Origin of the sequence: Halobaculum halobium (assembly GCF_030127145.1) — an archaeon.
Lineage (GTDB): Archaea > Halobacteriota > Halobacteria > Halobacteriales > Haloferacaceae > Halobaculum > Halobaculum halobium.
In genome coordinates, this window is sequence record NZ_CP126158.1 from 2762059 (window position 1) to 2782268 (window position 20210).

33 protein-coding genes, 1 tRNA gene and 3 pseudogenes are annotated in these 20210 nt (G+C 65.9%); 36 read left to right on the plus strand and 1 reads right to left on the minus strand.

Annotation, left to right across the window (positions count from 1 at the left end):
* Positions 1-62: 62 nt before the first annotated feature.
* Entirely contained in the window at positions 63-446 is a 384-nt protein-coding gene (locus P0Y41_RS14470; protein WP_284063430.1) for a DICT sensory domain-containing protein, read from the plus strand.
* A 213-nt stretch (positions 447-659) separates the two neighbouring features.
* On the opposite strand, the pseudogene P0Y41_RS14475 reads toward P0Y41_RS14470, so the two are convergent.
* Positions 660-1667 (minus strand): annotated as a pseudogene (locus tag P0Y41_RS14475) (NAD-binding protein); the annotation flags it as partial.
* Positions 1668-1780: 113 nt separating this feature from the next.
* Between P0Y41_RS14475 and P0Y41_RS14480 the strand changes: the two are divergent.
* From P0Y41_RS14480 to P0Y41_RS14640, 35 genes and pseudogenes are all read left to right on the plus strand, one after another.
* A pseudogene (locus P0Y41_RS14480) lies at positions 1781-3003 on the plus strand (potassium channel family protein).
* An 80-nt stretch (positions 3004-3083) separates the two neighbouring features.
* Positions 3084-3626: pseudogene (locus P0Y41_RS18140) on the plus strand (DUF8167 domain-containing protein); the annotation flags it as partial.
* A gap of 157 nt (positions 3627-3783) precedes the next feature.
* Positions 3784-4293 (plus strand): DUF8167 domain-containing protein, encoded by a 510-nt coding sequence (locus P0Y41_RS14485; RefSeq protein WP_284062004.1) that lies wholly within the window; start codon positions 3784-3786, stop codon positions 4291-4293.
* A 75-nt stretch (positions 4294-4368) separates the two neighbouring features.
* Positions 4369-4644, plus strand: coding sequence for a ubiquitin-like small modifier protein 1 (locus tag P0Y41_RS14490; protein ID WP_284062005.1), 276 nt, complete (start codon positions 4369-4371; stop codon positions 4642-4644).
* 95 nt (positions 4645-4739) lie between these two features.
* A tRNA-Val gene (locus tag P0Y41_RS14495) sits at positions 4740-4814 on the plus strand.
* A 186-nt stretch (positions 4815-5000) separates the two neighbouring features.
* Complete coding sequence (locus P0Y41_RS18055) at positions 5001-5108, plus strand: zinc ribbon domain-containing protein (RefSeq protein ID WP_390214545.1); 108 nt, start codon at positions 5001-5003, stop codon at positions 5106-5108.
* The gene (locus tag P0Y41_RS14500; protein WP_284062006.1) at positions 5105-5581 is read left to right on the plus strand and encodes a hypothetical protein; all 477 of its coding nucleotides are present in this window, start codon (positions 5105-5107) and stop codon (positions 5579-5581) included. The genes P0Y41_RS18055 and P0Y41_RS14500 overlap by 4 nt, the downstream gene beginning before the upstream one ends.
* 193 nt (positions 5582-5774) lie before the next feature.
* Positions 5775-6284 (plus strand): hypothetical protein, encoded by a 510-nt coding sequence (locus P0Y41_RS14505; protein ID WP_284062007.1) that lies wholly within the window; start codon positions 5775-5777, stop codon positions 6282-6284.
* Entirely contained in the window at positions 6277-6588 is a 312-nt protein-coding gene (locus tag P0Y41_RS14510; protein WP_284062008.1) for a hypothetical protein, read from the plus strand. Before P0Y41_RS14505 ends, P0Y41_RS14510 begins: the two co-directional genes overlap by 8 nt.
* The gene (locus tag P0Y41_RS14515) at positions 6576-8069 is read left to right on the plus strand and encodes a DNA cytosine methyltransferase (RefSeq protein WP_284062009.1); all 1494 of its coding nucleotides are present in this window, start codon (positions 6576-6578) and stop codon (positions 8067-8069) included. Before P0Y41_RS14510 ends, P0Y41_RS14515 begins: the two co-directional genes overlap by 13 nt.
* Entirely contained in the window at positions 8062-8211 is a 150-nt protein-coding gene (locus P0Y41_RS14520; RefSeq protein ID WP_284062010.1) for a hypothetical protein, read from the plus strand. The genes P0Y41_RS14515 and P0Y41_RS14520 overlap by 8 nt, the downstream gene beginning before the upstream one ends.
* A 99-nt stretch (positions 8212-8310) precedes the next feature.
* A complete protein-coding gene (locus P0Y41_RS14525) occupies positions 8311-8544 on the plus strand; it encodes a hypothetical protein (RefSeq protein WP_284062011.1) in 234 nt (77 codons plus the stop codon).
* Positions 8537-8752, plus strand: coding sequence for a hypothetical protein (locus P0Y41_RS14530; protein ID WP_284062012.1), 216 nt, complete (start codon positions 8537-8539; stop codon positions 8750-8752). The genes P0Y41_RS14525 and P0Y41_RS14530 overlap by 8 nt, the downstream gene beginning before the upstream one ends.
* Entirely contained in the window at positions 8745-8906 is a 162-nt protein-coding gene (locus P0Y41_RS14535; protein WP_284062013.1) for a hypothetical protein, read from the plus strand. Before P0Y41_RS14530 ends, P0Y41_RS14535 begins: the two co-directional genes overlap by 8 nt.
* The gene (locus P0Y41_RS14540) at positions 8903-9034 is read left to right on the plus strand and encodes a hypothetical protein (protein WP_284062014.1); all 132 of its coding nucleotides are present in this window, start codon (positions 8903-8905) and stop codon (positions 9032-9034) included. The genes P0Y41_RS14535 and P0Y41_RS14540 overlap by 4 nt, the downstream gene beginning before the upstream one ends.
* Positions 9031-10062, plus strand: a complete 1032-nt coding sequence (locus P0Y41_RS14545; protein ID WP_284062015.1) for a hypothetical protein — start codon at positions 9031-9033, stop codon at positions 10060-10062. The genes P0Y41_RS14540 and P0Y41_RS14545 overlap by 4 nt, the downstream gene beginning before the upstream one ends.
* Positions 10059-10259, plus strand: a complete 201-nt coding sequence (locus P0Y41_RS14550) for a hypothetical protein (RefSeq protein WP_284062016.1) — start codon at positions 10059-10061, stop codon at positions 10257-10259. Before P0Y41_RS14545 ends, P0Y41_RS14550 begins: the two co-directional genes overlap by 4 nt.
* On the plus strand, positions 10256-10942 hold the full coding sequence (locus P0Y41_RS14555) for a hypothetical protein (protein WP_284062017.1): 687 nt from the start codon (positions 10256-10258) through the stop codon (positions 10940-10942). The genes P0Y41_RS14550 and P0Y41_RS14555 overlap by 4 nt, the downstream gene beginning before the upstream one ends.
* Positions 10939-11556 carry a hypothetical protein gene (locus P0Y41_RS14560; protein ID WP_284062018.1) on the plus strand — a complete coding sequence of 206 codons (618 nt, stop codon included), beginning with the start codon at positions 10939-10941 and terminating at the stop codon, positions 11554-11556. Before P0Y41_RS14555 ends, P0Y41_RS14560 begins: the two co-directional genes overlap by 4 nt.
* Complete coding sequence (locus P0Y41_RS14565; protein ID WP_284062019.1) at positions 11553-12116, plus strand: hypothetical protein; 564 nt, start codon at positions 11553-11555, stop codon at positions 12114-12116. Before P0Y41_RS14560 ends, P0Y41_RS14565 begins: the two co-directional genes overlap by 4 nt.
* Positions 12109-12462, plus strand: a complete 354-nt coding sequence (locus P0Y41_RS14570) for a WDGH domain-containing protein (RefSeq protein ID WP_284062020.1) — start codon at positions 12109-12111, stop codon at positions 12460-12462. Before P0Y41_RS14565 ends, P0Y41_RS14570 begins: the two co-directional genes overlap by 8 nt.
* The gene (locus P0Y41_RS14575) at positions 12459-13241 is read left to right on the plus strand and encodes a hypothetical protein (RefSeq protein ID WP_284062021.1); all 783 of its coding nucleotides are present in this window, start codon (positions 12459-12461) and stop codon (positions 13239-13241) included. The genes P0Y41_RS14570 and P0Y41_RS14575 overlap by 4 nt, the downstream gene beginning before the upstream one ends.
* Positions 13242-13243: 2 nt before the next feature.
* Entirely contained in the window at positions 13244-13405 is a 162-nt protein-coding gene (locus tag P0Y41_RS14580) for a hypothetical protein (RefSeq protein WP_284062022.1), read from the plus strand.
* A gap of 85 nt (positions 13406-13490) precedes the next feature.
* Positions 13491-13784, plus strand: coding sequence for a hypothetical protein (locus P0Y41_RS14585; protein ID WP_284062023.1), 294 nt, complete (start codon positions 13491-13493; stop codon positions 13782-13784).
* Positions 13785-14264: a class-II aminoacyl-tRNA synthetase family protein gene (locus P0Y41_RS14590; protein WP_284062024.1), complete on the plus strand. Its 480-nt coding sequence runs from the start codon at positions 13785-13787 to the stop codon at positions 14262-14264.
* A gap of 3 nt (positions 14265-14267) precedes the next feature.
* Complete coding sequence (locus tag P0Y41_RS14595; protein ID WP_284062025.1) at positions 14268-15002, plus strand: hypothetical protein; 735 nt, start codon at positions 14268-14270, stop codon at positions 15000-15002.
* A 3-nt stretch (positions 15003-15005) separates the two neighbouring features.
* Positions 15006-15263: a hypothetical protein gene (locus tag P0Y41_RS14600; protein WP_284062026.1), complete on the plus strand. Its 258-nt coding sequence runs from the start codon at positions 15006-15008 to the stop codon at positions 15261-15263.
* Complete coding sequence (locus P0Y41_RS14605) at positions 15263-15856, plus strand: hypothetical protein (protein WP_284062027.1); 594 nt, start codon at positions 15263-15265, stop codon at positions 15854-15856. The genes P0Y41_RS14600 and P0Y41_RS14605 overlap by 1 nt, the downstream gene beginning before the upstream one ends.
* A gap of 3 nt (positions 15857-15859) precedes the next feature.
* On the plus strand, positions 15860-16459 hold the full coding sequence (locus P0Y41_RS14610) for a hypothetical protein (protein WP_284062028.1): 600 nt from the start codon (positions 15860-15862) through the stop codon (positions 16457-16459).
* Entirely contained in the window at positions 16456-16728 is a 273-nt protein-coding gene (locus P0Y41_RS14615; protein ID WP_284062029.1) for a hypothetical protein, read from the plus strand. The genes P0Y41_RS14610 and P0Y41_RS14615 overlap by 4 nt, the downstream gene beginning before the upstream one ends.
* Positions 16721-16882 (plus strand): hypothetical protein, encoded by a 162-nt coding sequence (locus P0Y41_RS14620; RefSeq protein WP_284062030.1) that lies wholly within the window; start codon positions 16721-16723, stop codon positions 16880-16882. The genes P0Y41_RS14615 and P0Y41_RS14620 overlap by 8 nt, the downstream gene beginning before the upstream one ends.
* Positions 16882-17640 carry a hypothetical protein gene (locus P0Y41_RS14625; RefSeq protein ID WP_284062031.1) on the plus strand — a complete coding sequence of 253 codons (759 nt, stop codon included), beginning with the start codon at positions 16882-16884 and terminating at the stop codon, positions 17638-17640. Before P0Y41_RS14620 ends, P0Y41_RS14625 begins: the two co-directional genes overlap by 1 nt.
* Before the next feature lie 2 nt (positions 17641-17642).
* Positions 17643-17849, plus strand: a complete 207-nt coding sequence (locus P0Y41_RS14630) for a hypothetical protein (protein ID WP_284062032.1) — start codon at positions 17643-17645, stop codon at positions 17847-17849.
* Entirely contained in the window at positions 17850-18854 is a 1005-nt protein-coding gene (locus tag P0Y41_RS14635) for a hypothetical protein (protein ID WP_284062033.1), read from the plus strand.
* Positions 18855-19059: 205 nt separating this feature from the next.
* The gene (locus tag P0Y41_RS14640; protein ID WP_284062034.1) at positions 19060-20151 is read left to right on the plus strand and encodes an O-antigen ligase family protein; all 1092 of its coding nucleotides are present in this window, start codon (positions 19060-19062) and stop codon (positions 20149-20151) included.
* Positions 20152-20210: the final 59 nt, after the last annotated feature.

Below are 20210 nucleotides of genomic sequence, written 5' to 3' on the forward strand. Positions count from 1 at the left end.
ACGGGGTCTCGCCCGGGTACCGCGCGGTCTTCGAACTGTTCGACGACACGCTGTTCACGTCGATGCGCCGGCGCTCGCTGCTCGCGGTGAGCCGCGAGATCGAGGACCGGGCCCATCGGGTCGGGACCGGCACGCTCCGCGCGAGCTTTCAGCGGTTCTCTGCGTTCCGGCCGCAGGTCGGCGTGTACAGCTATCTCGCGGCCGACACCGACCTGTCCGTTCACGTCCACGGCGTCGACGACTGGGACGTGCCGCCGATACCGGGAGTTCGGTACCACGCGGTCGACGACGAACTCGAACGGTTCTGGGTCCTCGCGTTCGACGGCGGCGACGAGGGACAGGCCTGCGGGCTCGTCGCTCGGGAGGACTCCGACGGCTACACCGGCTTCTGGACGGACGACGCTGCGATAGTCGCCGAGATCGCGGCCGCGGTGACCGCGGCGTGAGCGGCGGTCGTTCCCGACGGGAGGGAACCGATTGCAGTTCGTCCGGGTCCGCGCCGCCCCTCGATCACTCCTCGTCGAGGAGGCGCCGGGCGAGTGCCTCCGAGTCTCCGCCCCCAGAACGGATTGGACGAGCAGGTGACCGCCGATCGTCGCCGGCGAGATCACCATGTCAGCGCCCGCGCGCTTCAGCTTGTTCACGTTCTCGCGGTCGGTCGCCGCCGCCGCGATCGTCACGTCCGGGTTGAGCTGTCTGGCGGTGAGAATGGAGAGCGCGTCCTCGGCGTCTTTGTTCGTCGCGGCGACGACCGCGCGGGCGTCGCCGACGTTCGCGCGCTCGAGCGCCTCCTCGTCGGACGGGTCCGCGGTGAGCACGTGCACGCCGTCGCGCTCGGCGAGCACGCGTGCGACCGACTCCTCCGGTGTGACGACCAGAAACGGCACGTTCGCTTCGATCAGTTCGTCGATGAGCGGTTCGGTGAGTTCGCCGTAGCCGAGCACGAGCACGTGGTCGGCGAGTAGGTCGATGTCTGTGTCTGTCATGCGTCCAAGGGCGGTTGTGAGGCGGGCTTCGATCGCGGGCGTGAACAGGACCCCGAGCGCCACCGCGAAGGCGGCGACGTTGAGCACGAGCGCCGACATCGCGAACCACTTCGCGAGCGGCGATGTCGGGGTAACGTCGCCGTACCCGACGGTCGAGGCGGTGACGACCGAGAAATACACCGCGTCGGTGATCGTCGCGAGGTTGGTGAACTCCTCGTTGAGCGCGTACGCGCCGGCCGTCGAGTAGCCGAGCGAGCCGACGAGGCCGGCGAGCGCCGCCCACTGTGTCGGGGTGAAGTCGATCTCCTCGGAGAACGGGCGGCGGTCCACCGCGAGCGACAGCAGCGCAACGAGCGATACCAGCGCCAGCAGCAGGCCGATCCGCGTGGATCCCACAAGTCCCTGCAGCGCCGTCAACGGCAGGAGGATGACCGCGGCAAACCACCCCGCTCGGAGTCGGCGCCTGAGCAGATACGCAGCGATCAGGAGCAGGAACCCGGTGATCGCGCCGGTAAACCCCGCGAGCAGCGTCGCCTCCTCGGGCAACAGCGCGACGAACGGCAGTCGGTTCCCGGGCGGCGCGACGATCCGGTTGATCCCCGTGACCACCGACAGCAGCGCGGCGGCGCCGACGAGCCCCACAGCAAGCCGACCGCCGAGTCGCTTCCGCAGCCCTGTCATTACCGGAATCACCCGGCCAGCACTGATAAACAGTGCGGGACAGCATCTCGACGGTCACCCCACACAACACGGTCTCCCGGTACGAATTTGTGCTCCCGCCGTCACCGGGAGGCATGGTCGATTCATCGCTCCCGGTCCAAGTGTTACTCGGTGTCTACCTCGGCCTGCTGACCGGGATCGTCCCCGCGCTCGTCGCGTGGACGCTCGGCTTCACGTTCAAATACTTCACCAGCGTCTCGATACCCGGGTTCGGTGTGGTCGTGCTCTCGCTCGCCATCGCCGGCGTCAACGGCGGACTCCTCGCGCTGAACGACCAGACGATCCGCAACTCGGCGAACGGAACGGCGCTGCTGATCGCGATCGTCGTCGTCCTCATGATCTCGCTGTACGCCCACGCGAAAGGCGACGCGATGGGGGCGGCGCTCCCGAAGCGAGTGACGCTCAAGAGCCTCACCGAGCGGACGCTCTCCACGGACGTGATCGACCTCAGCGCCGGACGAGGCAAGGTTCGGGTCACCGTCGGCGGCGACGTGGCCGACATCGAGGGCTACCCCGCGCTCCCGACCGACCTCCGCTCGTCGATCGCCGCCTTCACCGAAGTGTTCGATGCGGATCTGTCGCTGGGGGAATTAGAGGCGGCGGTGGCCGACCGCCTCCGGTCGGAGTTCGACCTTGCGGAGGTGACGGTGCGACTCGACGAGCGCGGGACGGCCACCGTCGCCGCCGCGCCGCCCACCGCCGGCATCTCCACCCGCGTGCCCGAGGGGAAGCGCGCCGTCTCGGTGTCCGCGCTCGTCCCGACCGGACTCGCCCGCGGCGACGAGGTGACCGTCGTCGTGGCCGACGGCGATCCCGTCGACGGCTCGGTCGTGGCCGCCAAAACCGACGGCGCGAAGGCGAGCGACGCGACCCCGGCCGGCGACGGCGGGACCGACCCCAAGCCCCTCCGGCGTCGCCGACGACTACCGGGGGCGACGGACGGCTCACGCTCGCGGTCGACCGTGCGTCCGCGGCCCGGCTCCTCGCCGCCGACGTGCGCCGCGTCGTCGTCCGGTCACGCGGCGTTAGACGCGAGTTCGAACTGCTCTCGCTGCTGCGACGCGCCGGCAAGCGCTTCCGCCGCGTGACCGTCCGCGCGGAGGGGGCTCTCGACGGCGTGAGCCTCGGCAACGCCGCCGTCCGCGACGAGTACGGCGTGGCCGTGCTCGCGGTTCGCGACGGCGCCCGCTGGCGGCTCGCGCCCGACGGCGACGTGACGCCCGAGGCCGGGGCGGATCTCATCGCCGTCGGGACCCGCGACGACCTCGATCGCTTCGGTCGGGAGGCGGCGACGTGAGTCCGACGGCACCGGGCTCGATCGGCGGTGCATCGCTCGCCGCGGCGCCGCTGCAAACGGTGGCCGACGCGCTCGATCTGGTGAACGCTCCCCGACTCGCCGGCTTCGCGGTCGCGTCGTTCCTCGTTGCGACCGTCGCAGCGGCGGCGTACCGCTGGTTCGTTAGTGAACCGGTGCCGCGCGGGCTGACGACCCTGTTGGGGACTGCGGTGGTCGCGGTGTACCTCAACACGGTGGGGCTGTTCTCGACGGTCATCCCGGTGGGGGGGATCGCGACCGCCGACCCGTTCGCGCCGATGGCCGTGCTGCGAAACGTCGTCAGTCTCCTCATCGCCGCCGGAACCGCGCCCCTCGGGCGACGCGTGGGCGACCGGTTCGCGACGAACGTGACCGCCGTCACCGGCGGGGACCGCGTCGAGGGCGAACTCAGTCGATTCGCGCGGACTGTCGGGCGGATCCGCACCGTCACGCTGCCAGACGAAATCGCCGATATCGACGGGTACGACCCGGTCGACGACGACACGAAGGAACTACTCGCCGGCGAGACGCTGCTGTTCCCCAAGCGCCTCTCAGGAGAAGCGCTCCACGAGGCGTTGCTCACCCGACTGAAAGAGGAGTACGACGTGGGGCACACCGACGCCGAGTTCGACGGCGACAGCGTGACTCACCTCGGTATCGGCCGCCGCATCGCGGGGATCGGCCCGACGCTCGGTCCGGGAACGCGCGCCGTCGCGATCCGCGCGGACCCCCAACGGGGGCGGTCCGGGAGACATCGTACAGGTGTGGCGCGTCCCGGAGCCGCCCGCTCCCGCTTCGGCGGAGCCCTCGGAGGCCGACGACGGCTCCGCGGCGGCACTCCCGGCGAGCGAGGCCGAACGGATCGCGACCGGGGAACTGCGTGCCAGTGCCGGCGACGTGGTGACGTTGGCCGTCGACGACGACGACGTTTCGGCCTTCGACGACGACGGGACGTACCGGCTGATCACCATGCCGGCGAGTCCCCGTGCCGACCGCGAGTTCGCGTCGTTGCTGCGCGGTGCCGACGAGACCATGGCCGTCATCACCGTCGCTGCGGGAAGCGAGTTCGAGGGTACGACAGTCGGGGACGTGCCCGGGTCCGTCGTCGCCGTCGAACCGACAGACGGGTCGGTGGAGCCGATCCCGGCTCGCGGTCGGCCGCTGACGGCCGACGAGACGGTGTACGTGATCGCCCGACCGGAGGTGCTCCGCGAGATCGAACGGCGGGCGACCGAACGACGATCGGCGGACGGAACGGGTACCGCCGACTGACTGAGACGTTCGATCGACGAGACCGGTGGATGCGACGGCGCAACGCTCTTGATTGCCCGACGGCGACGAAGGGGTATGAACTGGAAGCTGTTTGCCGACCTCGCAGAGGCGGCCGGCGAGTCGGAGCCGACCGTCGAGGCGGAGGACACCGCGACAGTCGGGGAGGCGCTGGATGCGCTGTTGGACACACACCCCGCGCTCGCGGCTCGCGTGCTCGACGAGGACGGCGACCTCAGAGGGCACATCAACATCCTTCGAAACGGGCAGGACGTTCGGAAGGCGGAGGGACTCGACACGCCGGTCGACGCCGGCGACGAACTCGCGCTGTTCCCGCCAGTCAGCGGCGGGTAATGCGGGAAACCGTGGGACGGCGCCCCGGGGCGCCACCCTTTCGGAAGTCTTAATTATGTCCCTGCGGAATCGACGAGTGCGAAGCACGCGCGGATGGGTTGGTAGTCTAGTCCGGTTATGACACCTCCTTGACATGGAGGAGGCCGGCGGTTCAAATCCGCCCCAACCCACTTCTGACCCTATCACGAATCGACAGCCGGTAGCCTCTTCCTTATCCCACGGAGGTGAACGGCGGTGAGCCGCACCCGTCGCGTCGATTTGTCGGCGCTTCCCGCGCCGATCTGCACGGTCTGCGGCTCCCCGATTGGTGAGGACGATCAGCGGTGTCCGGCTCTCGATGATGGGAGGTGTTCTCCGTGAGCTACTGCCCGAGCTGCGGCTCCCGACTCGTTACACGGACGCCGTTTGGCAGCGGGATCCCGCGCCGCGTCTGTCCCGAGTGTCCTGGAGGTGACGAACGGTGAGCACCGACGACCGCCGCACGCTTCCAGACGCGGCCGAGGTGACGGTCTCCGACGCCGTCAGCGGCGACGTGCTCGATTTCGAGGCCGCGATGGGCGGTACCTCGTGGGACCGCGCCGACGGCCTGCACGCGCTCATCGAGCGGGCGAGCACCTACGGCTGGCGTGTGTCTCTCCCGGACGGAGAGGACGCACACAGCGTCGCCCTCGCGGACGAGAGCGGCGCGTTCGTCGGTTGGTGCGACTGCGAGGGCTATCACTGGAACGACGGGCCATGCGCTCATCTCTGCACGCTTCGCAAGGCCGCGTTCATCGGCGGCGAGACGACGACCGGCGAGCGCGTCCGGATCGCGTCGACCGCCGTCGAGGACACACCGTCAGGTGAGGCCCTACCGGACGGCGGCCACCAGATCGATCGGGCGCTTCGAGAGGATGCCGTCGGCGACCGCCGCGTCGGCGGGGAGGGTCGCAGATGACGGATCGGCCGTTCGCGACCGTCTCGGCCCGTCAGCGACGGCGGTTCCGGCGGTCCTCGCGAGCGCGCACACCCGAGGGCGCGCACGAACCCCGCGCTACCCCCTCCCCGGGGGGGTGTGTAGCGGAGGCCCGTTCCCCGTCGCCGTCTGCGTATTACACGAACACCAACCTGCTACACACGGAGGCTATCTGATGCCTCGCAACCAACAGAGTAAGAGCAACGACAGCGCGCAGTTGTCCGTCCGGTGCGACGCCGAACTGAAGGAGGACTACCAGGACGTGCTCGACGAGCGCGGCGACAGCATGAGCGACGACCTCCGCCGACACATGGAGGCCGTCGTTCGACGCGAGCGCGGTCGCGACACCTCCGACGAGTTCCGTCCCGACGACGACACACTGGCGCGCGTCTACGACGCCCTGCTGGCGTTCGCGAACGAGGACCTGAAGCTGACCCTCGACCACTACGACAGCGCGGTCGCCAACGAGGCCGACGTGAAGAAGGGGAGTCTCGATGCCTTCACCCACCGGCTCCAGCGAGAGGGCTACGTGAACCTGTCCGGCGACGGGCCGAGCGTCCGGCACTCGAAGACCTACGTCCGGGTGAAGCCGCCCGCGGCCGACCCCGACGAGTGGATCCACCGGCACCGGACCGTGGCCGAGCGCCGAGAGGCGCGGCGTGGGGGTGTTCCCGCCGATGACTGATGATCACAACGCGGGAGGTTCTCAACTCGCGCTCGACGACCATTACTGTCCGTCGCACGAGTCGCTACGTGCCGCCATCACGCCATCTGAGACCGGGAAATGCCTGCGGCTGGAGAGTCCCCACGGGACACTCTCGTGGGTTCTTCAGAGCGCCAACGGCAACATGTGGCGCGTTGCTGAGTTCAACAACCAGTGGAAGAAGACGTCCATCGGATTCGCGATCAATCGCGTGAACAGTAACGGGCGCTGGAACTGGAGCTACGTGCCGCTGTCGGACATCGAGGTGGAACCATGGGCGATATAGACGAATCTGGAGGTTCTCACCTGACCGCCGTGGACCTGTTCTGCGGCGCTGGAGGATTCAGCCACGGGCTCGCACTCGAATGCGAAAATCTCGGCTACGACGTGCGACTGATCGCCGTCAACCACGACGACGACGCGATCGCGACGCACAAGCGGAACCACCCGTGGGCCGAGCATCACAACGCGAAAGTCGAGGAGCTGCACCCGCCGAAGGTCGTTGGTGACGACGACGTGGACCTGCTCGTCGCCGGCCCGGAGTGTACGCACTTCAGCAGAGCCCACGGATCGCAACCCGTCTCCGAACAGCGCCGCGCGAGCCCGTGGCACGTCGTCGACTGGGTTCAGAAGACGCAACCCGAGGCGGTCCTCGTCGAGAACGTCCCGGAACTGAAGTCGTGGGGACCGATCGACGACGACGGGAAGCCGACGCGAAACGGCGAGACGTTCGAGGCGTGGGTCGACGTGATCCACTCGCTCGGCTACTCGGTCGACTACGACGTGCTGAACGCCGCCGACTACGGCGACACGACTTCGCGGCGTCGGCTGTTCGTCGTCGCCCGCCGTGGCGGTCGTGCTACCCACCCGGAACCAACACACGCGGAGTCGCCCGGCGAGGACCGCGATCCGTGGCGGTCGGCCGCTGAAGTGATCGACTGGAGCGACCGCGGATCGTCCATCTGGACGCGCTCGCGGCCACTCTCGAACAACACGATGCAGCGGATCGCACAGGGTATCCGCGACCACTGTGACGACGACCTCGCCGACTACGCGGACGTGGTCGCCGGGATCGGCCCCGACGACATCGAACGGATGCAGGAGGATGTCGTTTCGGTCGACGACCTACCCGACGCGCTCGACGAACGCGACGAGCCGTTTCTCGTGTCCGCGACGGCGTCCGCGGCGACCGACGGCGGAACTCGGATGGTGATGGGCCAGCAGTCGAACGCCCGTGCTCTCGACGCCGACACGGAGCCGGTGCCGACGATCGCGACGCGCGGCGCCGTTCACTTCATCGAAGCGCAGCCGTTGAAGCCGCGGAACCTGCCGGCTCGCGGGCTTCACTCGAACGCGACCTACGAGGCAGACGACCGGCCGCTTCACACGGTGACGGCAAGCAACCACGACGGGCACCTGGTCTCGCCGTTCCTCGTCGAATACTACGGGAACAGCGACACGGCACCCGTCGACGAGCCGTTGCCGACGGTGACGACGAAGGATCGGCACGCGCTGTGCGTTCCGAACCTCTCACCGCTGGGGCTCGGGCTCCGGTACCGGATGCTCCAGCCGCGGGAACTCGCCGCGGCACAGGGCTTCCCGAGCGACTACGAGTTTGTCGGCGACACGAAGGCGTCGAGGACGGCACAGATCGGGAACGCTGTCCCCGTGAACCTTGCCCGGGCACTGGTCAACGAGGCCCTCACGTCGACGGCCCCGAGTCTGAACAGCTACGGCAGTCCCGAGGAGGCTCCGGCGGATGACTGAGCCGGATGCAGTAGACGACACAGATATTCCTCAGTCGCGGATCCGCTGTCTCGGCTGCGGGAACATCGAGAACAGCGTGAAAGAGCACCGCCGGCACATGGCCCGTGCGGATCACCTCGACCACGGCGAGACCTACCTGTAGGCCCCGCCGGCGACTCCTTCTTACGGTCGCAAGTGATTAATTCCATAGCTGAATACATCACTAACAAGACTTGTAGGCAAAACCACCGTTCACGCGAACATGGGAGTGCAAACACTCCACGAGAAGCAGAACGGAACCCAGCGAACGTATCACGTCGTTTCTGTCGAAGACGCGACCGGCAAGACGTTCCCGCACACCTTCGAGGACACCGCGGACGGAATCGAGTACCGCGGCGCCGGTGAGCCCGGCGAGATCGACGAGCGCGACGACGCGCCCGCCTCGGCCGTCTCGACGTTGGAAGCGTACACCGGCGAGGAGCTGGGCGATGACTGACGCATGGACGTTGGTGTGGGCCTACGGAACGGCCGGCATCCTCGGCCTCAACGTCGGTGCGATGTTGGTCGCGAGGTTCCCGACAGACCCGCTCGGCTACTGGGGCGGGGTCGGTCAGGGGATCGCGCTGGCGCTACTCGCCGTCGGGATGCTCGGTCAGTATGTCACCCTCATCGAAGAGTCGGATACGGAGGGTATCAATGCCTGAGACGTACGAACAGGCCAAGGAGGCAGGCGTTCGGACGCCGGGCTGGGACTGCGCCAACTGCGGCCGGCCGGGCTTCGAGCACGAGATGGAGCAGACCCGCGACGGCGAGGGGCGGATCTGCTATCGATACATCTGTCCGGGTGGTGAGACATGACCTGCTTCAGCGGGCCGTTCATCGCCGCAGGGTGTGCAGCGGCTATCACGTTTGCCGTTGTAGTCACGCTGTTCTGGCTGATCATCGGCGCCGCGGTAACGCTGGCAGCGATGGAGGGGCCGACGTGAGCGAGGCCGTCGAGTTCGGCTCGAAGGCGGCTGCGGACCGCGCTCGCGAGGAGCACGCCGATCTCGTTTGTCCCGTGGACGACGACAAGCGGATGCGGACGGTCCACTTCGTCAGCGACACGCCCGACACGCTCCTTGACCGACTCCGCGCCGAGGCCGACGAGGGAACCGCCCAGCGCGAGGACCGCGGCCCCGGTCAGGTCGACCTAACCGACGCCGAACGCGGGCGCCTCGACTTCTCGAAAGGCCGGGCAAACGTGCTCTGGGCGCGCTCTATCAAGGGACTGGCCGCCCGCCACGGTGTGAGCGACTGGACGAGCTACGTCGACCCGACCCTCACGGTCGACGAGCACCGCGAGGTGATGGAGAACGCCGGCCAAGAGGGCGGCGGCGCCCGCGCCGATCCGGACCAGCGCGACGCCGACCGGGAGGCGAACGCAGCCGCCACCGAGCAGGCCGAAGGCTGCAACCACGCCCGCGGCCACTGCGAGCACGGCGACCCCGACGCCTGCGAGTTCCTCCAAGAGGCGTGTGGGTACTCGGAGGCGGAGGTATCCGACCTGCTCACGGAGCCGGACCCAGCACCCGGAGACGGGCCGACCGACGACGATGCCAGCCCGCTATCGCCGCCGGACGATCTCGAGGGAGCGCGTGTCGGTGCGTACCTCCGGTCGGTCCGGGGCTATCTCAACGCGACCGACGCTGTCGCCGAGCACATCGAGAAGCTGCGCGAGTCGCTGGAGCACGCGAACGACGCGGCGCGGGCGGTGAACGGCATCCGAACCGACGCGGGGCTGGAGCCGATCCACTTCACGAAGCTGGAGGATGCGAACGCCGACCTCACGGATCTTGTGCGGATGGTCGCGACGACCTGCGAGGAGTGCCATGCAGACCACTCCGAACACGGTCACGACGTGACCGCCGGCGACCGCGAGGACGTACGAGAGGCGGCCGTCGACGGTGCGGGTTCGACGCCCGTCGGCGTGAGTGACGAAACCGAACGAGCAGCTACGGAGGCAGACACATGACACAGATCACGATCAGCGACCCGACCGAGGTACAGGCAGGCTACTGGAGCGCCGAGATTGTCGAGGATGGCGACCTCATCGCAGAAGCGCACCTCTCGCCCGATACGCTCCCGGACTTCGACGACCCGCGCGAGTTCCGTGAGTTCCTCGAAGCGATGGCTGAGGGCGTCGGTGCGGCCGAGCACATGGACCTATGAGCGGCCACACCTGCCCAGCCGACGACTGCGATTTCGGCACTGGCGAGTTCAAGACCGCGAACAGTGTCCGCTCGCACATCAACGCGATGAGCGACGATCCCCACGCCGACAAGGAGGCGCTGCGAGCCGAGCTCGAAGCTCAAGAGCCGGGCGACGAGGGGGGCGACGAAGGGGTCGAAAGCGCCCCCGAGGGCCCCGCTACCGAGTCCCCGGCCGAGGAGAGCGGGGAGAAGGGCGAAGAACAGGGCGGAGAGGGGCGCGAGAGCGCCGAATCCGAGGCGACCGAAGCGGCCCCTGAAGGGGGTGCTACCGACGACAGCATGGCAACCGACGACGAGTACCAACAGCAGCAGGGGAACAGCGAAGGCGAATCGAGCGACGGCAGCGCTTCGGAAGGCGATTCCGAAGGCGACGAGAGCGGCGCCGGAGGGGGCGCTTCAGGGGCGGAAGCGGCCGCCGCTGGGGGCCTGCTTGCCGGCTCTATCGGCGGGGTGTCCCCTCCACTCTTGCTCGGGCTGGCCCTTGGGGCGGTGCTCTTGGTGCTCCTCGTCACCGCCGACGGTGGCGGAGGCGAATCAGGCGATCCAGCCGGCTCAAGCGGCGCGGAAGGGGCGGAACCGGGGGGCGCTGAAGCGGCCCCTGAAGCCGGTGCCGGCGAGTCCGGGGGTGGTCTGACCGCATGAGCGACCCCGAAGAGCAAGCCGAATCCCCAGACGGCAGGGCTGAAGAGAGCGCCGACGAGGGGGCGCCCGAGGGGGCCGAAAGCGCCCCTGAAGGGGCCGCTACCGAGGGCGGTAGCGACACCGGCGACGAACAGCCGGACATCGAGAGCGACGAGCAGGCGATCGTCCCCAGCGACATCGACCCCGACGATGTTGAGGCGGAGGCCGGTGCCGACGACGAGAACGAGAGCGAGGACGCCGGCGACGACGCCGCCGAACCGACCGAGCCGGGCAGCATGGCGGACGATGCGAACCCGGATGCGTCGGTCGCGAAGGCTGGCGAGATGTACGTCTCGGTCGTCAAGTCCGTGACCAACGCCCAGATCCGCAAGCACGGCGGCGAGAACGAGCTGGGGCGCGACCACTTCGAGCAGTACGACCTCGCGGACCACTTCAACGAGACGATGGACATGATGGGCGTCGGGAGCGACCTCGAACCGCACGAGGCGCTACTGTTCGCTACGGTCCTGTCGATGGGCGACGGCCTCACTCGTGAGACGGACGTTCTCGACAAGCAGATCGACCGGCTGATGGAGAAGGCGATGGGCGGAACCGGGGGTGAGGCGGCCGCATGAGGGGGATCAGAAACCGCGCCGTCCGCAAGATGATGGCGAAGCTCAAGGAGATGGGCGCGATCGACCACCTGACCGGCATCATCGCCGGCGCCGAACACGAGGTACTGACCGCCGCCAAGCGCCTGGAGGACGCCACCGACCAGGACGTGATCGGCGAGGTGCCGGCCGTCGAGATGCGCCGAGACTCGCTCGAAGCAATGATCGACGCGATGGCCGGCGGCTCGTTCGACGACCTCTGGCTCGAAAACGTCGCGCCCGAACTCCTCGACACCACCGACGGCGTCGAGGGGTATCTCGGCGCCGACGCCGACGAGTGGGAGGCGCAGATCGCCCGCTGGGCGGAGACGTACCGAGAAGGCGGCGCCGAGGGCTCCGACCGAGCGCTCGCCGACCACCACGTTCGGAACAAGTGGGGCGTGGACCTCGCGACGTTCGAGGATCGCGTTGTCGAGTTCGACGGAGGAGAGGCGGCCGAACGACTGTTCGCAGCGAACTTCCGCGCCGCCTGTACGGTCATCCACAACGCCGCAGACGAGCTGGAGGGCGACGCGGATGAGTGAGACCGACAGCGAACCGAAGGACAAGACCGACGTGTACCGCGAGCGGAACCTGAACGCGCTGCTGGCGCTCCGGGCGCTGAGTCTGCTCGATCAACACAACCTCGCATACGTGCCGATGGGCTACTGGCACGACACCGACGACGTGAACGGCGACGAGTGGGCGGTCGTGTGGGCCGACCTCCCCGACGAGGGACAGGCGGGCTGGCATGTCCCCACCGAGATGGTCCCCGACTGGCTCCCCGAGCGAGATCCCGAGTACGACGGGTACAGTACGCCCGAGAAGAACCGCCGGGTGGCGCTCGCGGCCGGCGTCGACCCGGACGCCGCAGGAGTTCGCGAGCCGTGACGCGCCGGCTCCTCGGCGCCATGAGCGGGCACGGGAAGTCCTTCGTCGGGCAGTCGATCATCGAGCGCAACATCCCCGAGTTCGAGCACGTCGCCGTCCTCGACTTCAAGGACGAGTACCGCGGGCTGGTGAAAGCCGGCTTCGCCTCTCACTTCATCGTCGGTCCTCGGGAGGCGTCGTGGTCCGTCAAGATGTGGGAGTCGTTCATCGCGGAGAACGGCGCCGTCGTGCTCGCCCGCTACAACCTTCCGCCGGAGGAGTGGCGGACGGTCTGTGCCCGCATCATCAAGGCCGCGCGTCGCCTCGGCGACTCTCTCACGGCCATCGACGAGGCGCACTTCGTCGCCCCGCAGACGGGGAAGGTGCCCGACGCTATCGAGGGGCTGGCAACGACCGGCCGCGGTGAAGGTGCGTCCTCGTTGTGGATCACCCAGCGGCTCGCGAAGCTGGAAAAGACGGTCGTCTCACAGTGTGACGAAACGGTACTGGGGGCGTTCAAGGCCAAACAGGACCGGAACCAGATCGAGGCCGAGTACCCCGTCGACGTACACAACCCGTCCGTCTCGCGCGTTCCGTCGCTTCCCGAGGAACTGCACGCGCCGGACGCCGGGCCGGTCCCGCTGCGGCAGTTCGAGGACGACGCGGGCCACATCATCGGCTCGGAGTGGATATTCGCGAACACGGCCGGCGAGATGGACCGTTGGGACACCCGCGGCTTGGAGATGGAATCGACACACTACGGCCCGGAAGGCAACCCGATTCACGACCCGAACCTCTGACCATGGCCCGAGAACGCACCACGCTGAGCGGTGAGGACGCCGAACAGTTCGCGGACATCCGCGAGGACCTGAGCGAGCACCGCCGCGGCGAGCTCTCGAACGCCGAGGTTGTGCGCCGACTCATGGAGATGTGGGAGAAAGAGCAGTCGCCCGGCCGTCGCTGATCACCAGCGACGCAATCAGGACACACGCGACGCAATCCCTGCGCAGGCCGCCTTTTTCGCCCCCTCTCATCGGCCCGGGTGTAGCATGGCAGACATGGCAGAGGCGTTCGACGCACTCGCATCGACCGAACTGTGGGAGTCCGTGGCCGCGATCTTCGCGGGCTTCATGGCCCCCACGGTTCTCAAGAACCTGACTTCCGGCGTCGCGCCGGACATGGTGAAGGACAACCCCGAGGTATACGGGCTCGCGGTCGCAGCCGGCGGCCAGCTCTCCCCGATGTACTCCTACGAGATCAGCATCGGCGGCGGCCTCTACACGGTCGACAAGGCCGCGGAGCGGTTCGACATCAAGTCGACGGTTCAGGGAGTGGGGGCGTAGATGACTGAAACGCTTTCCAACCTCGGCACGCGGCAGGTCGAGGCCACCGAGAAGACCAACGTCGTGGATCAGGCGACCTCGGTCCTCGGCTTCTCGCCCATCGACGGGATGGTCCTGGAGATCTCGAACATGGGCGGCGCGGGCTTCCCCATCCAGGCGAAGCTCCGCGACTCCAACGACGACCCGCTCCCGCTCGACACGGAGGTGACGATCCGATGGGACGCACCCCACCTCGATCAGCCGCAGGTCGTCTCCTACAAGCTCTCGAACATCGGCACGTTCCGCCGTCTGAGCATCAAGGAGCAGCAGAACGAGGAGTACCGCGACCGGACCCGTGTCGAACTCAAGGGCTCCGCGCTGGTCGTCGAGGACATCGAGAGCGTCGAGGTGTTCCTCGAGTCCTCGGAGCAGATCGACTGGGACAACTCGGAGTTCTACTTCGACGACAAGGCCGTGACCGTCCGGTCCGGGGGGGACTGAGCGATGGCGGACGAATCCGCCGTGCGCTCGCGGCTGAAGTCGGCCAGCATCAACCGCGACGAGTTCACCAAGGCGAGTTTCGACTTCACCGCCGGCACGCCCGGCGAGCGGACCGAGGTCGCTTCCGTGCAGGTCAACCGGGCGCACATGCTCCGCGAGACCAACGCCACGGAGTACGCCATCATGGCGTACCAGGAGTTCACGACCGACGGGACTGCGGACAACCAGGAGACGTTCAACCTCTCGCACGACCTCATCGACTCCGGAGCGGTCGACACCTCGCTGCTACTGTACGAAGGCGGTTCCGTCGTGCAGCCCGACTCGGTGGACTACGACGCCAACACCTTCGACTACACGAGCGGGGGCACCGACACCACGCTGGGCGTCTACTACGCCGCGGGCGATCAGGCCCAGCTCGAACTCGTCAAGGAGGCACCGAACGGGACGAAGGAGACCGTCGACTCGCGGCTCATCAACAAGCTGCACCTGCGTGACAACGCCAAGGAGCCGGTGAATCTCTCGCTCGGGCGGTCGTACTGGCAGCGGTACGTCCCGACCGACTGGACGCTCTCGCTGTACGTCGACGCGCCGTACACGGCGGCGTTCATGCAGGACGTCGACGGCGACGGCGAGCCCGAACCGGCGGCCAACGCGCTGCTGTCGATCCCCTACTCGGCAGCCACCGGCTCCATCGAGGGGCTGGGCGCGGTGGTCCGCATGGACGCCGCGAGGCGGTAAACAATGTCCGGCGGACTCACGCCGGCCGCGACTGGCGGCGCTCCGACCGGCACCGAGCCGTCGGACCGTCTCACGACCATGACCGACGGCGCCGCCATGCCGGGGTACGTGGAACCGGGCACGCCGGCACAGCCGGGCGCCCCGGTGTTCGAGAACGCGCTGGCGGGTACCTCGGTGACACCCGAGGACATCCAAGTCGCGGCGGCGCTCATCAACGTGCTGCTGTTCGCGTCGCTGGTGTACGTGGAGGTGAACCGCTGATGGTGGGCGGACTCACCGGCCCGTCGTGGGACCAGGACGGCGGCGGTGGCGGGACGACCGACACCACCGACGACACGGACTCCGGCGGCTCGGACGACTCCGGCGGTTCGAGCGACTACACGAACGACACCGAGGACATCGAGCAGGACCAGACCAGCGACGACCTCGATCTCGGGCAGGCCGACGGTGGCGGGCTCGAATACGACAGCGAGGACTCGGCCGGCAACGTCGTGGACTCGGACGGCGACCCGGACACGGGCGGCGTCACCATCATCAGCGACAACAACAGCGACGACCCGGCGGCCGACGACGCCCAGCAGGATCTCACCGACGACGCGCTCGACACTATCGGGGGCTCGGACGGATCGGACGGTTCGGGCGGGTCGGACGGGTCGGACGACACCGGCGGCATCGAGAGCGGGGTAGTCGACAGCGAGAGCGGCGAGTACACCGACGGCGCCGACACCGACAACCAGCCGGACAACACGCCCGCCGACACAGAGACACCGGGAGTCGGCGGCGACATCGGCAATCCGGCGCTGCTGGCGCTGGCACTCGTCGTTGTCGGCTGGGTCATGTACGGGGGTGAGTAGCCCGTGGCGGATGTTCGAGTTCGGCGCGTCGAGTTCGAGGGTCCGGCCGCGGCGGGGGTTCCGATCCCGATCCGCGTCGGCGTCAACAACAACGAGACGGCCGCGTTCTCGTGGGAGGAGAAGACCTGCAACACCGGCGGCGAGTACGGACACAAGACCGACGTAACCCTCGTCATCCGCGACGCTGCCGGCGAGAAGGTCTTTGATGAGACGGTCCGCGAGTGCGTCCCCCGGAACCGTGTGGGGCAGATGCTCGGGGCGAACGCGGCTGTCGAGTTCGACCCGGAGCTTCCGGCGGGAGAGTACACGGTGGAGGCGACCGTTTCGGTCATCAAGGAGGAGCGGACGCACTCCAGTACGCCGCGGTCCCTGACCGTCGAGGAGGACAGCAGCGCGCTTCCTGGTGGCGACGACCCCGGCGGATCGAATCCGTTCGGCGGGGGCGGCGACGACCAAAGCGATGACGGCGGAAACAACCCGTTCGGCGGCTCGGGCGACGCGCTCGGGCTGCCGAACAGCAAGGTCGTGCTGGCGCTCGTCGCGCTGCTGGCTATCGCGTGGCTGGCGAACAGCGCGAGCAACACCGCGGAGGCGTTCACATGATGGACCTACTGGCGAGCTACGCGGTGCAGGTGTCAGCGGGTATCACCGCCACGTCGGCGCTCGGCATCCTCTACGAGGCCCACCGGATGCGCGGCGCTGTCGAGCGGAATAGCGAGCGGGGCGCAGCGAACAAGACGCGGTCCATCGGCAATCGCCGGTGGCTCCAACGCTTCGGGGCGCGGCTCGTTGGCAACGAGAAGTACCAGCCGCCGCACCGCTTCGACCCGGACGAGGAACCGCGACCCGACGGAGGGCGACAGGATGGCTAACATCGAGAACACCGAGTACGAGGACATGACGGACGAGGAACTGAAGCGGGTCCGGGAGAAGATGGACGACGACACCGGCCGGACCGGCGGTGAGAGTGACGGCACCGACAATAACGGCGGGGCGTACGCCGATCCTCCCGAGGAGGTGCGGTGATGCCCTGGGTACCAGAACCCGACCCGGACGACGTTCCCTTCAACGAGCCGTACACAGCCGAGTTGGACGACGGCGAGAAGGTGACGGTTACGTTCACGCCCGAGCAGTCCGGTAGCGTGTTCTATCTCCCGATTCTTGCCATCTCGAAGGTCCGCGGCACGATCTACGAGATCCGCGACGACGGGAGCACGCAATACGGGCCGGCGGCCATCCCACCGACCGACATCGACGACATGACCGTAACCTTCGCCCCAGCAAAGCGCTTTCGCGACTCCCAAAGTAATCATCCGAAACACGTCGGGAGCACCCCAGACGTACCACATCCAGCCGGTCGGTTTCGAGCAGATCGAAGGGGGTGCCTGAGAATGGTACTTGATACCACCGCAGAGGTAGACAAAATCGACTCCGTTCGTGATCGCAACGGAGACCCACGACCACCGGCAAACGCCGACAAGCAGGATGTAACAAACGCCCGGCTCGGGAACTACGACAGCCTGACGCAAGTTGTCCACTCGACTGGCGGGACCGACGCCGAACCCTTGCCGTCTCTCGACGTGCCTGAGGGAGCTGGAGTGCTGGTCGAGTACAAATCCGACAACTCGGGCGACGTGTTCGTCGGTGACGCCGACACACAGGAGTCGCCGCTAACCGGCCGTACGGACTCGCTGTTGTTCAGCGTCACAGATACGTCACTCATCCACGTTCGGACGCCGAACGCTGGTGACGCTGTCGTGGTCACGTTCGAGGGAGGCGAGTAAGCGTGCTCGAAAGCATTTCGAGCATCAGCGGATCGAACCTCGGGTACCTCCTGTTTGGGATACTCCTGGGGCTGGGCGTCCCGTTTCGGTACGGTATGGAACGGATCCGGGGACTATCCCGCGCAGCACTCGACAGACTCCCGTACAAGCCGCCGCAGACGAGCCGATCCGACCGAGAGAACACCAAGACCGACATGGAGGACAACTAAATGCCAGAGAGAACGCCGGCGACCGGCCCGAACGCGATTCGGGGAAGAGACATCGAACCTAAATCGGTAAGTACAGAGGAATCGTTTACCGATCCAGGGAATAGGACACACACGCGCAAACTGCCCTTGAGAGATGCAATAGAAGTTGATATTGCGAGTGGCGACAGCATCCAAGCCGCAATCGATGAGGCAGCCGCCCCAGATTCACGGAGGAGTGGATCGGTCAGAATCCAAAAAGGTCCCATCACTAACGACTTCCTCGGAGACGTGTCCGCAAACGATACGTTGCCAATCACAATCGAGGGTGGCGTCACGCTCTCGCTATCAGGGGTGTGGCTCCGAGAGACGGCATCGTCAGCCGGTTCGGTGTTCGATTTGAAGCCAAACGCAACTGTCTACGCCGATGGGGCAATGCTATCGGAGTCGAGCGGTGTTGGGTCGTGGTTTCGATTTAACGCGGATCTTGAATCTATTGCGAGCCAAGATCAAACGGCTGTCTACGGCTACCCCCGTGTTGACACGACTAACGGCACCCCAATTGTTGAGTTTCGACAGACGAACGGGAATAGCGTTGTCGGCGGGTACGCCGAAGTCCACGCGTGGAACGCGGGCGGCGTCGCGCGCTTTCATTCTGGCGGAGCAAACGGCTGGGCGAATATGAATCGTGTGGAGGTCCGCGGCAACGTTTCTGCTGGGGAGGCTTTTGTGTTTGATTACGATGATGGCGTTGAAGTCACCCTCAACGTGGTCAATTCACACGGGTTGAATTTCACCGGCGGCGATCGGATCGCACTCTTCGACAACGCGGACTCAACTACTGCCGGAGTGCGGGCAAACGTGTTGCGAGGGACGATGTTTGACGTTGCGTCAGTAACGACCCCGTGGGAATGGACAGCCAACTGCGACAGTAATAACAAGGTTATCCGCAGGTGGCCAACCGTCGCGGCAGGGATAAACGACTCTGGGGACGAGACGAACGAAGCGGTCGCCGACATGACGATCTAAAAACTCGGATTGGCACCTCATTTTTCAGTCTTTCCAGCCGAGTGTTCCAACGGATTGGCAAAGTCTAAATTCGGAGCGATGTAGGCATGCATATCGAATGCGACCTCAAATCTATACTCGCCTTTTTGCTCTACTACTTTCTTTGCCGATCATCGGCCACTTCATTCCGTACGGTTTTGATCTCGGCTTATATATTACACCGCGTATGATAGGTGTCTTTTTTGTAGGTTCTTTCGCATTTATAACGGCAATCAAAGAACGATATGTCAGGCTCACGCACTCGGATATTGGAATTTTTGTTCTACTCTCTATCTTGATCGCCAGTTCATCTTGGTCTCCAAGTCCATACGAATCTATGCGCCGAGCTATTGATCTCGGCTTAATGATGATTTATTATGGATCTATCGTAGTATATCTCGGTCGAGATGATGCTCTACAGGAACTCATCCGAGTACTTCTAATTATCTCGACTTTGTGGGTAGGATACGGAGTGTTCGAGATCGCTTTCGGCGACCTCACGCTAGGTATTGTCCCGTATATTAGCCGAAACGAACTTTCGCGCAATCTCTTAGCTCTCATCCCACTCATGGCACTCGTCACCCATTGGAAGACCGGATGGACAAAAGTGGCGTACGTGGGGCTGACTGCGTCTATGATTTTCCTCATTCCTCTTTCGGGTTCCCGGGGAGGTATCGTTGGGCTTGTTTTCGTACTTGGTGCATTGACTATACTGTTTCTTCGGTCTATCGCCGAACTGGAACTCTTGAGACTACTTCCAGCTGGAGCTGTGGCAGTCATATTATTCGGCCTCGTTGTACTTGCTGCAGTCCATATCGGCATATTCCCACAAAGACTAACGAGTATCCCGCTCACAGCGGGCGCGTTCTCGCCTGAGGTTTTGGGACCGCAGCGCTATGATGTTCACAAAGCGGAGCTTGTTACAATTCAGCGGCACTGGTTGACTGGTGTCGGATACGAAGGGTTTGTTGTCTTGACTGAGAAAATGTACGAGATCGGCTCCTTCCGGGCACACAATCTGATTACACGTGTCTGGATGGCGGCTGGTATTGGACCAGTTCTCATACTGCTGGCAACCGGATTATCCATCATTCGCAATTATACTCGAGCGATCTACAATCTGGATAGTATAGATCAGATGTACCTCTCAGCACTCTTTATTGGATTTGGTGGGATCACCGTCGCCGGAATGGTCAACATCGTGATTGACGAGCCACTTTGGTATGTCTTGATTGCTGTCGGGAGCAACTTGATTCCGGAAGAATCCAATAGGAGTTGAATGCTCATTAATTGGCTCTGTTGAAACCCTCTTGCTGTCGTGCGATTTGTTGAGACGGT

Excerpts from the sequence above, each read along its gene's own strand:
- P0Y41_RS14470 (WP_284063430.1), top strand. The coding sequence starts at position 63 with ATGCGCCGGCGCTCGCTGCTCGCGGTGAGCCGCGAGATCGAGGACCGG.
- P0Y41_RS14490 (WP_284062005.1), top strand. The coding sequence starts at position 4,369 with ATGAACTGGAAGCTGTTTGCCGACCTCGCAGAGGCGGCCGGCGAGTCG.
- P0Y41_RS14505 (WP_284062007.1), top strand. The coding sequence starts at position 5,775 with ATGCCTCGCAACCAACAGAGTAAGAGCAACGACAGCGCGCAGTTGTCC.
- P0Y41_RS14510 (WP_284062008.1), top strand. The coding sequence starts at position 6,277 with ATGACTGATGATCACAACGCGGGAGGTTCTCAACTCGCGCTCGACGAC.
- P0Y41_RS14515 (WP_284062009.1), top strand. The coding sequence starts at position 6,576 with ATGGGCGATATAGACGAATCTGGAGGTTCTCACCTGACCGCCGTGGAC.
- P0Y41_RS14520 (WP_284062010.1), top strand. The coding sequence starts at position 8,062 with ATGACTGAGCCGGATGCAGTAGACGACACAGATATTCCTCAGTCGCGG.
- P0Y41_RS14525 (WP_284062011.1), top strand. The coding sequence starts at position 8,311 with ATGGGAGTGCAAACACTCCACGAGAAGCAGAACGGAACCCAGCGAACG.
- P0Y41_RS14530 (WP_284062012.1), top strand. The coding sequence starts at position 8,537 with ATGACTGACGCATGGACGTTGGTGTGGGCCTACGGAACGGCCGGCATC.
- P0Y41_RS14535 (WP_284062013.1), top strand. The coding sequence starts at position 8,745 with ATGCCTGAGACGTACGAACAGGCCAAGGAGGCAGGCGTTCGGACGCCG.
- P0Y41_RS14540 (WP_284062014.1), top strand. The coding sequence starts at position 8,903 with ATGACCTGCTTCAGCGGGCCGTTCATCGCCGCAGGGTGTGCAGCGGCT.
- P0Y41_RS14550 (WP_284062016.1), top strand. The coding sequence starts at position 10,059 with ATGACACAGATCACGATCAGCGACCCGACCGAGGTACAGGCAGGCTAC.
- P0Y41_RS14555 (WP_284062017.1), top strand. The coding sequence starts at position 10,256 with ATGAGCGGCCACACCTGCCCAGCCGACGACTGCGATTTCGGCACTGGC.
- P0Y41_RS14560 (WP_284062018.1), top strand. The coding sequence starts at position 10,939 with ATGAGCGACCCCGAAGAGCAAGCCGAATCCCCAGACGGCAGGGCTGAA.
- P0Y41_RS14565 (WP_284062019.1), top strand. The coding sequence starts at position 11,553 with ATGAGGGGGATCAGAAACCGCGCCGTCCGCAAGATGATGGCGAAGCTC.
- P0Y41_RS14570 (WP_284062020.1), top strand. The coding sequence starts at position 12,109 with ATGAGTGAGACCGACAGCGAACCGAAGGACAAGACCGACGTGTACCGC.
- P0Y41_RS14580 (WP_284062022.1), top strand. The coding sequence starts at position 13,244 with ATGGCCCGAGAACGCACCACGCTGAGCGGTGAGGACGCCGAACAGTTC.
- P0Y41_RS14585 (WP_284062023.1), top strand. The coding sequence starts at position 13,491 with ATGGCAGACATGGCAGAGGCGTTCGACGCACTCGCATCGACCGAACTG.
- P0Y41_RS14590 (WP_284062024.1), top strand. The coding sequence starts at position 13,785 with ATGACTGAAACGCTTTCCAACCTCGGCACGCGGCAGGTCGAGGCCACC.
- P0Y41_RS14595 (WP_284062025.1), top strand. The coding sequence starts at position 14,268 with ATGGCGGACGAATCCGCCGTGCGCTCGCGGCTGAAGTCGGCCAGCATC.
- P0Y41_RS14600 (WP_284062026.1), top strand. The coding sequence starts at position 15,006 with ATGTCCGGCGGACTCACGCCGGCCGCGACTGGCGGCGCTCCGACCGGC.
- P0Y41_RS14605 (WP_284062027.1), top strand. The coding sequence starts at position 15,263 with ATGGTGGGCGGACTCACCGGCCCGTCGTGGGACCAGGACGGCGGCGGT.
- P0Y41_RS14615 (WP_284062029.1), top strand. The coding sequence starts at position 16,456 with ATGATGGACCTACTGGCGAGCTACGCGGTGCAGGTGTCAGCGGGTATC.
- P0Y41_RS14620 (WP_284062030.1), top strand. The coding sequence starts at position 16,721 with ATGGCTAACATCGAGAACACCGAGTACGAGGACATGACGGACGAGGAA.
- P0Y41_RS14625 (WP_284062031.1), top strand. The coding sequence starts at position 16,882 with ATGCCCTGGGTACCAGAACCCGACCCGGACGACGTTCCCTTCAACGAG.
- P0Y41_RS14635 (WP_284062033.1), top strand. The coding sequence starts at position 17,850 with ATGCCAGAGAGAACGCCGGCGACCGGCCCGAACGCGATTCGGGGAAGA.
- P0Y41_RS14640 (WP_284062034.1), top strand. The coding sequence starts at position 19,060 with ATGATAGGTGTCTTTTTTGTAGGTTCTTTCGCATTTATAACGGCAATC.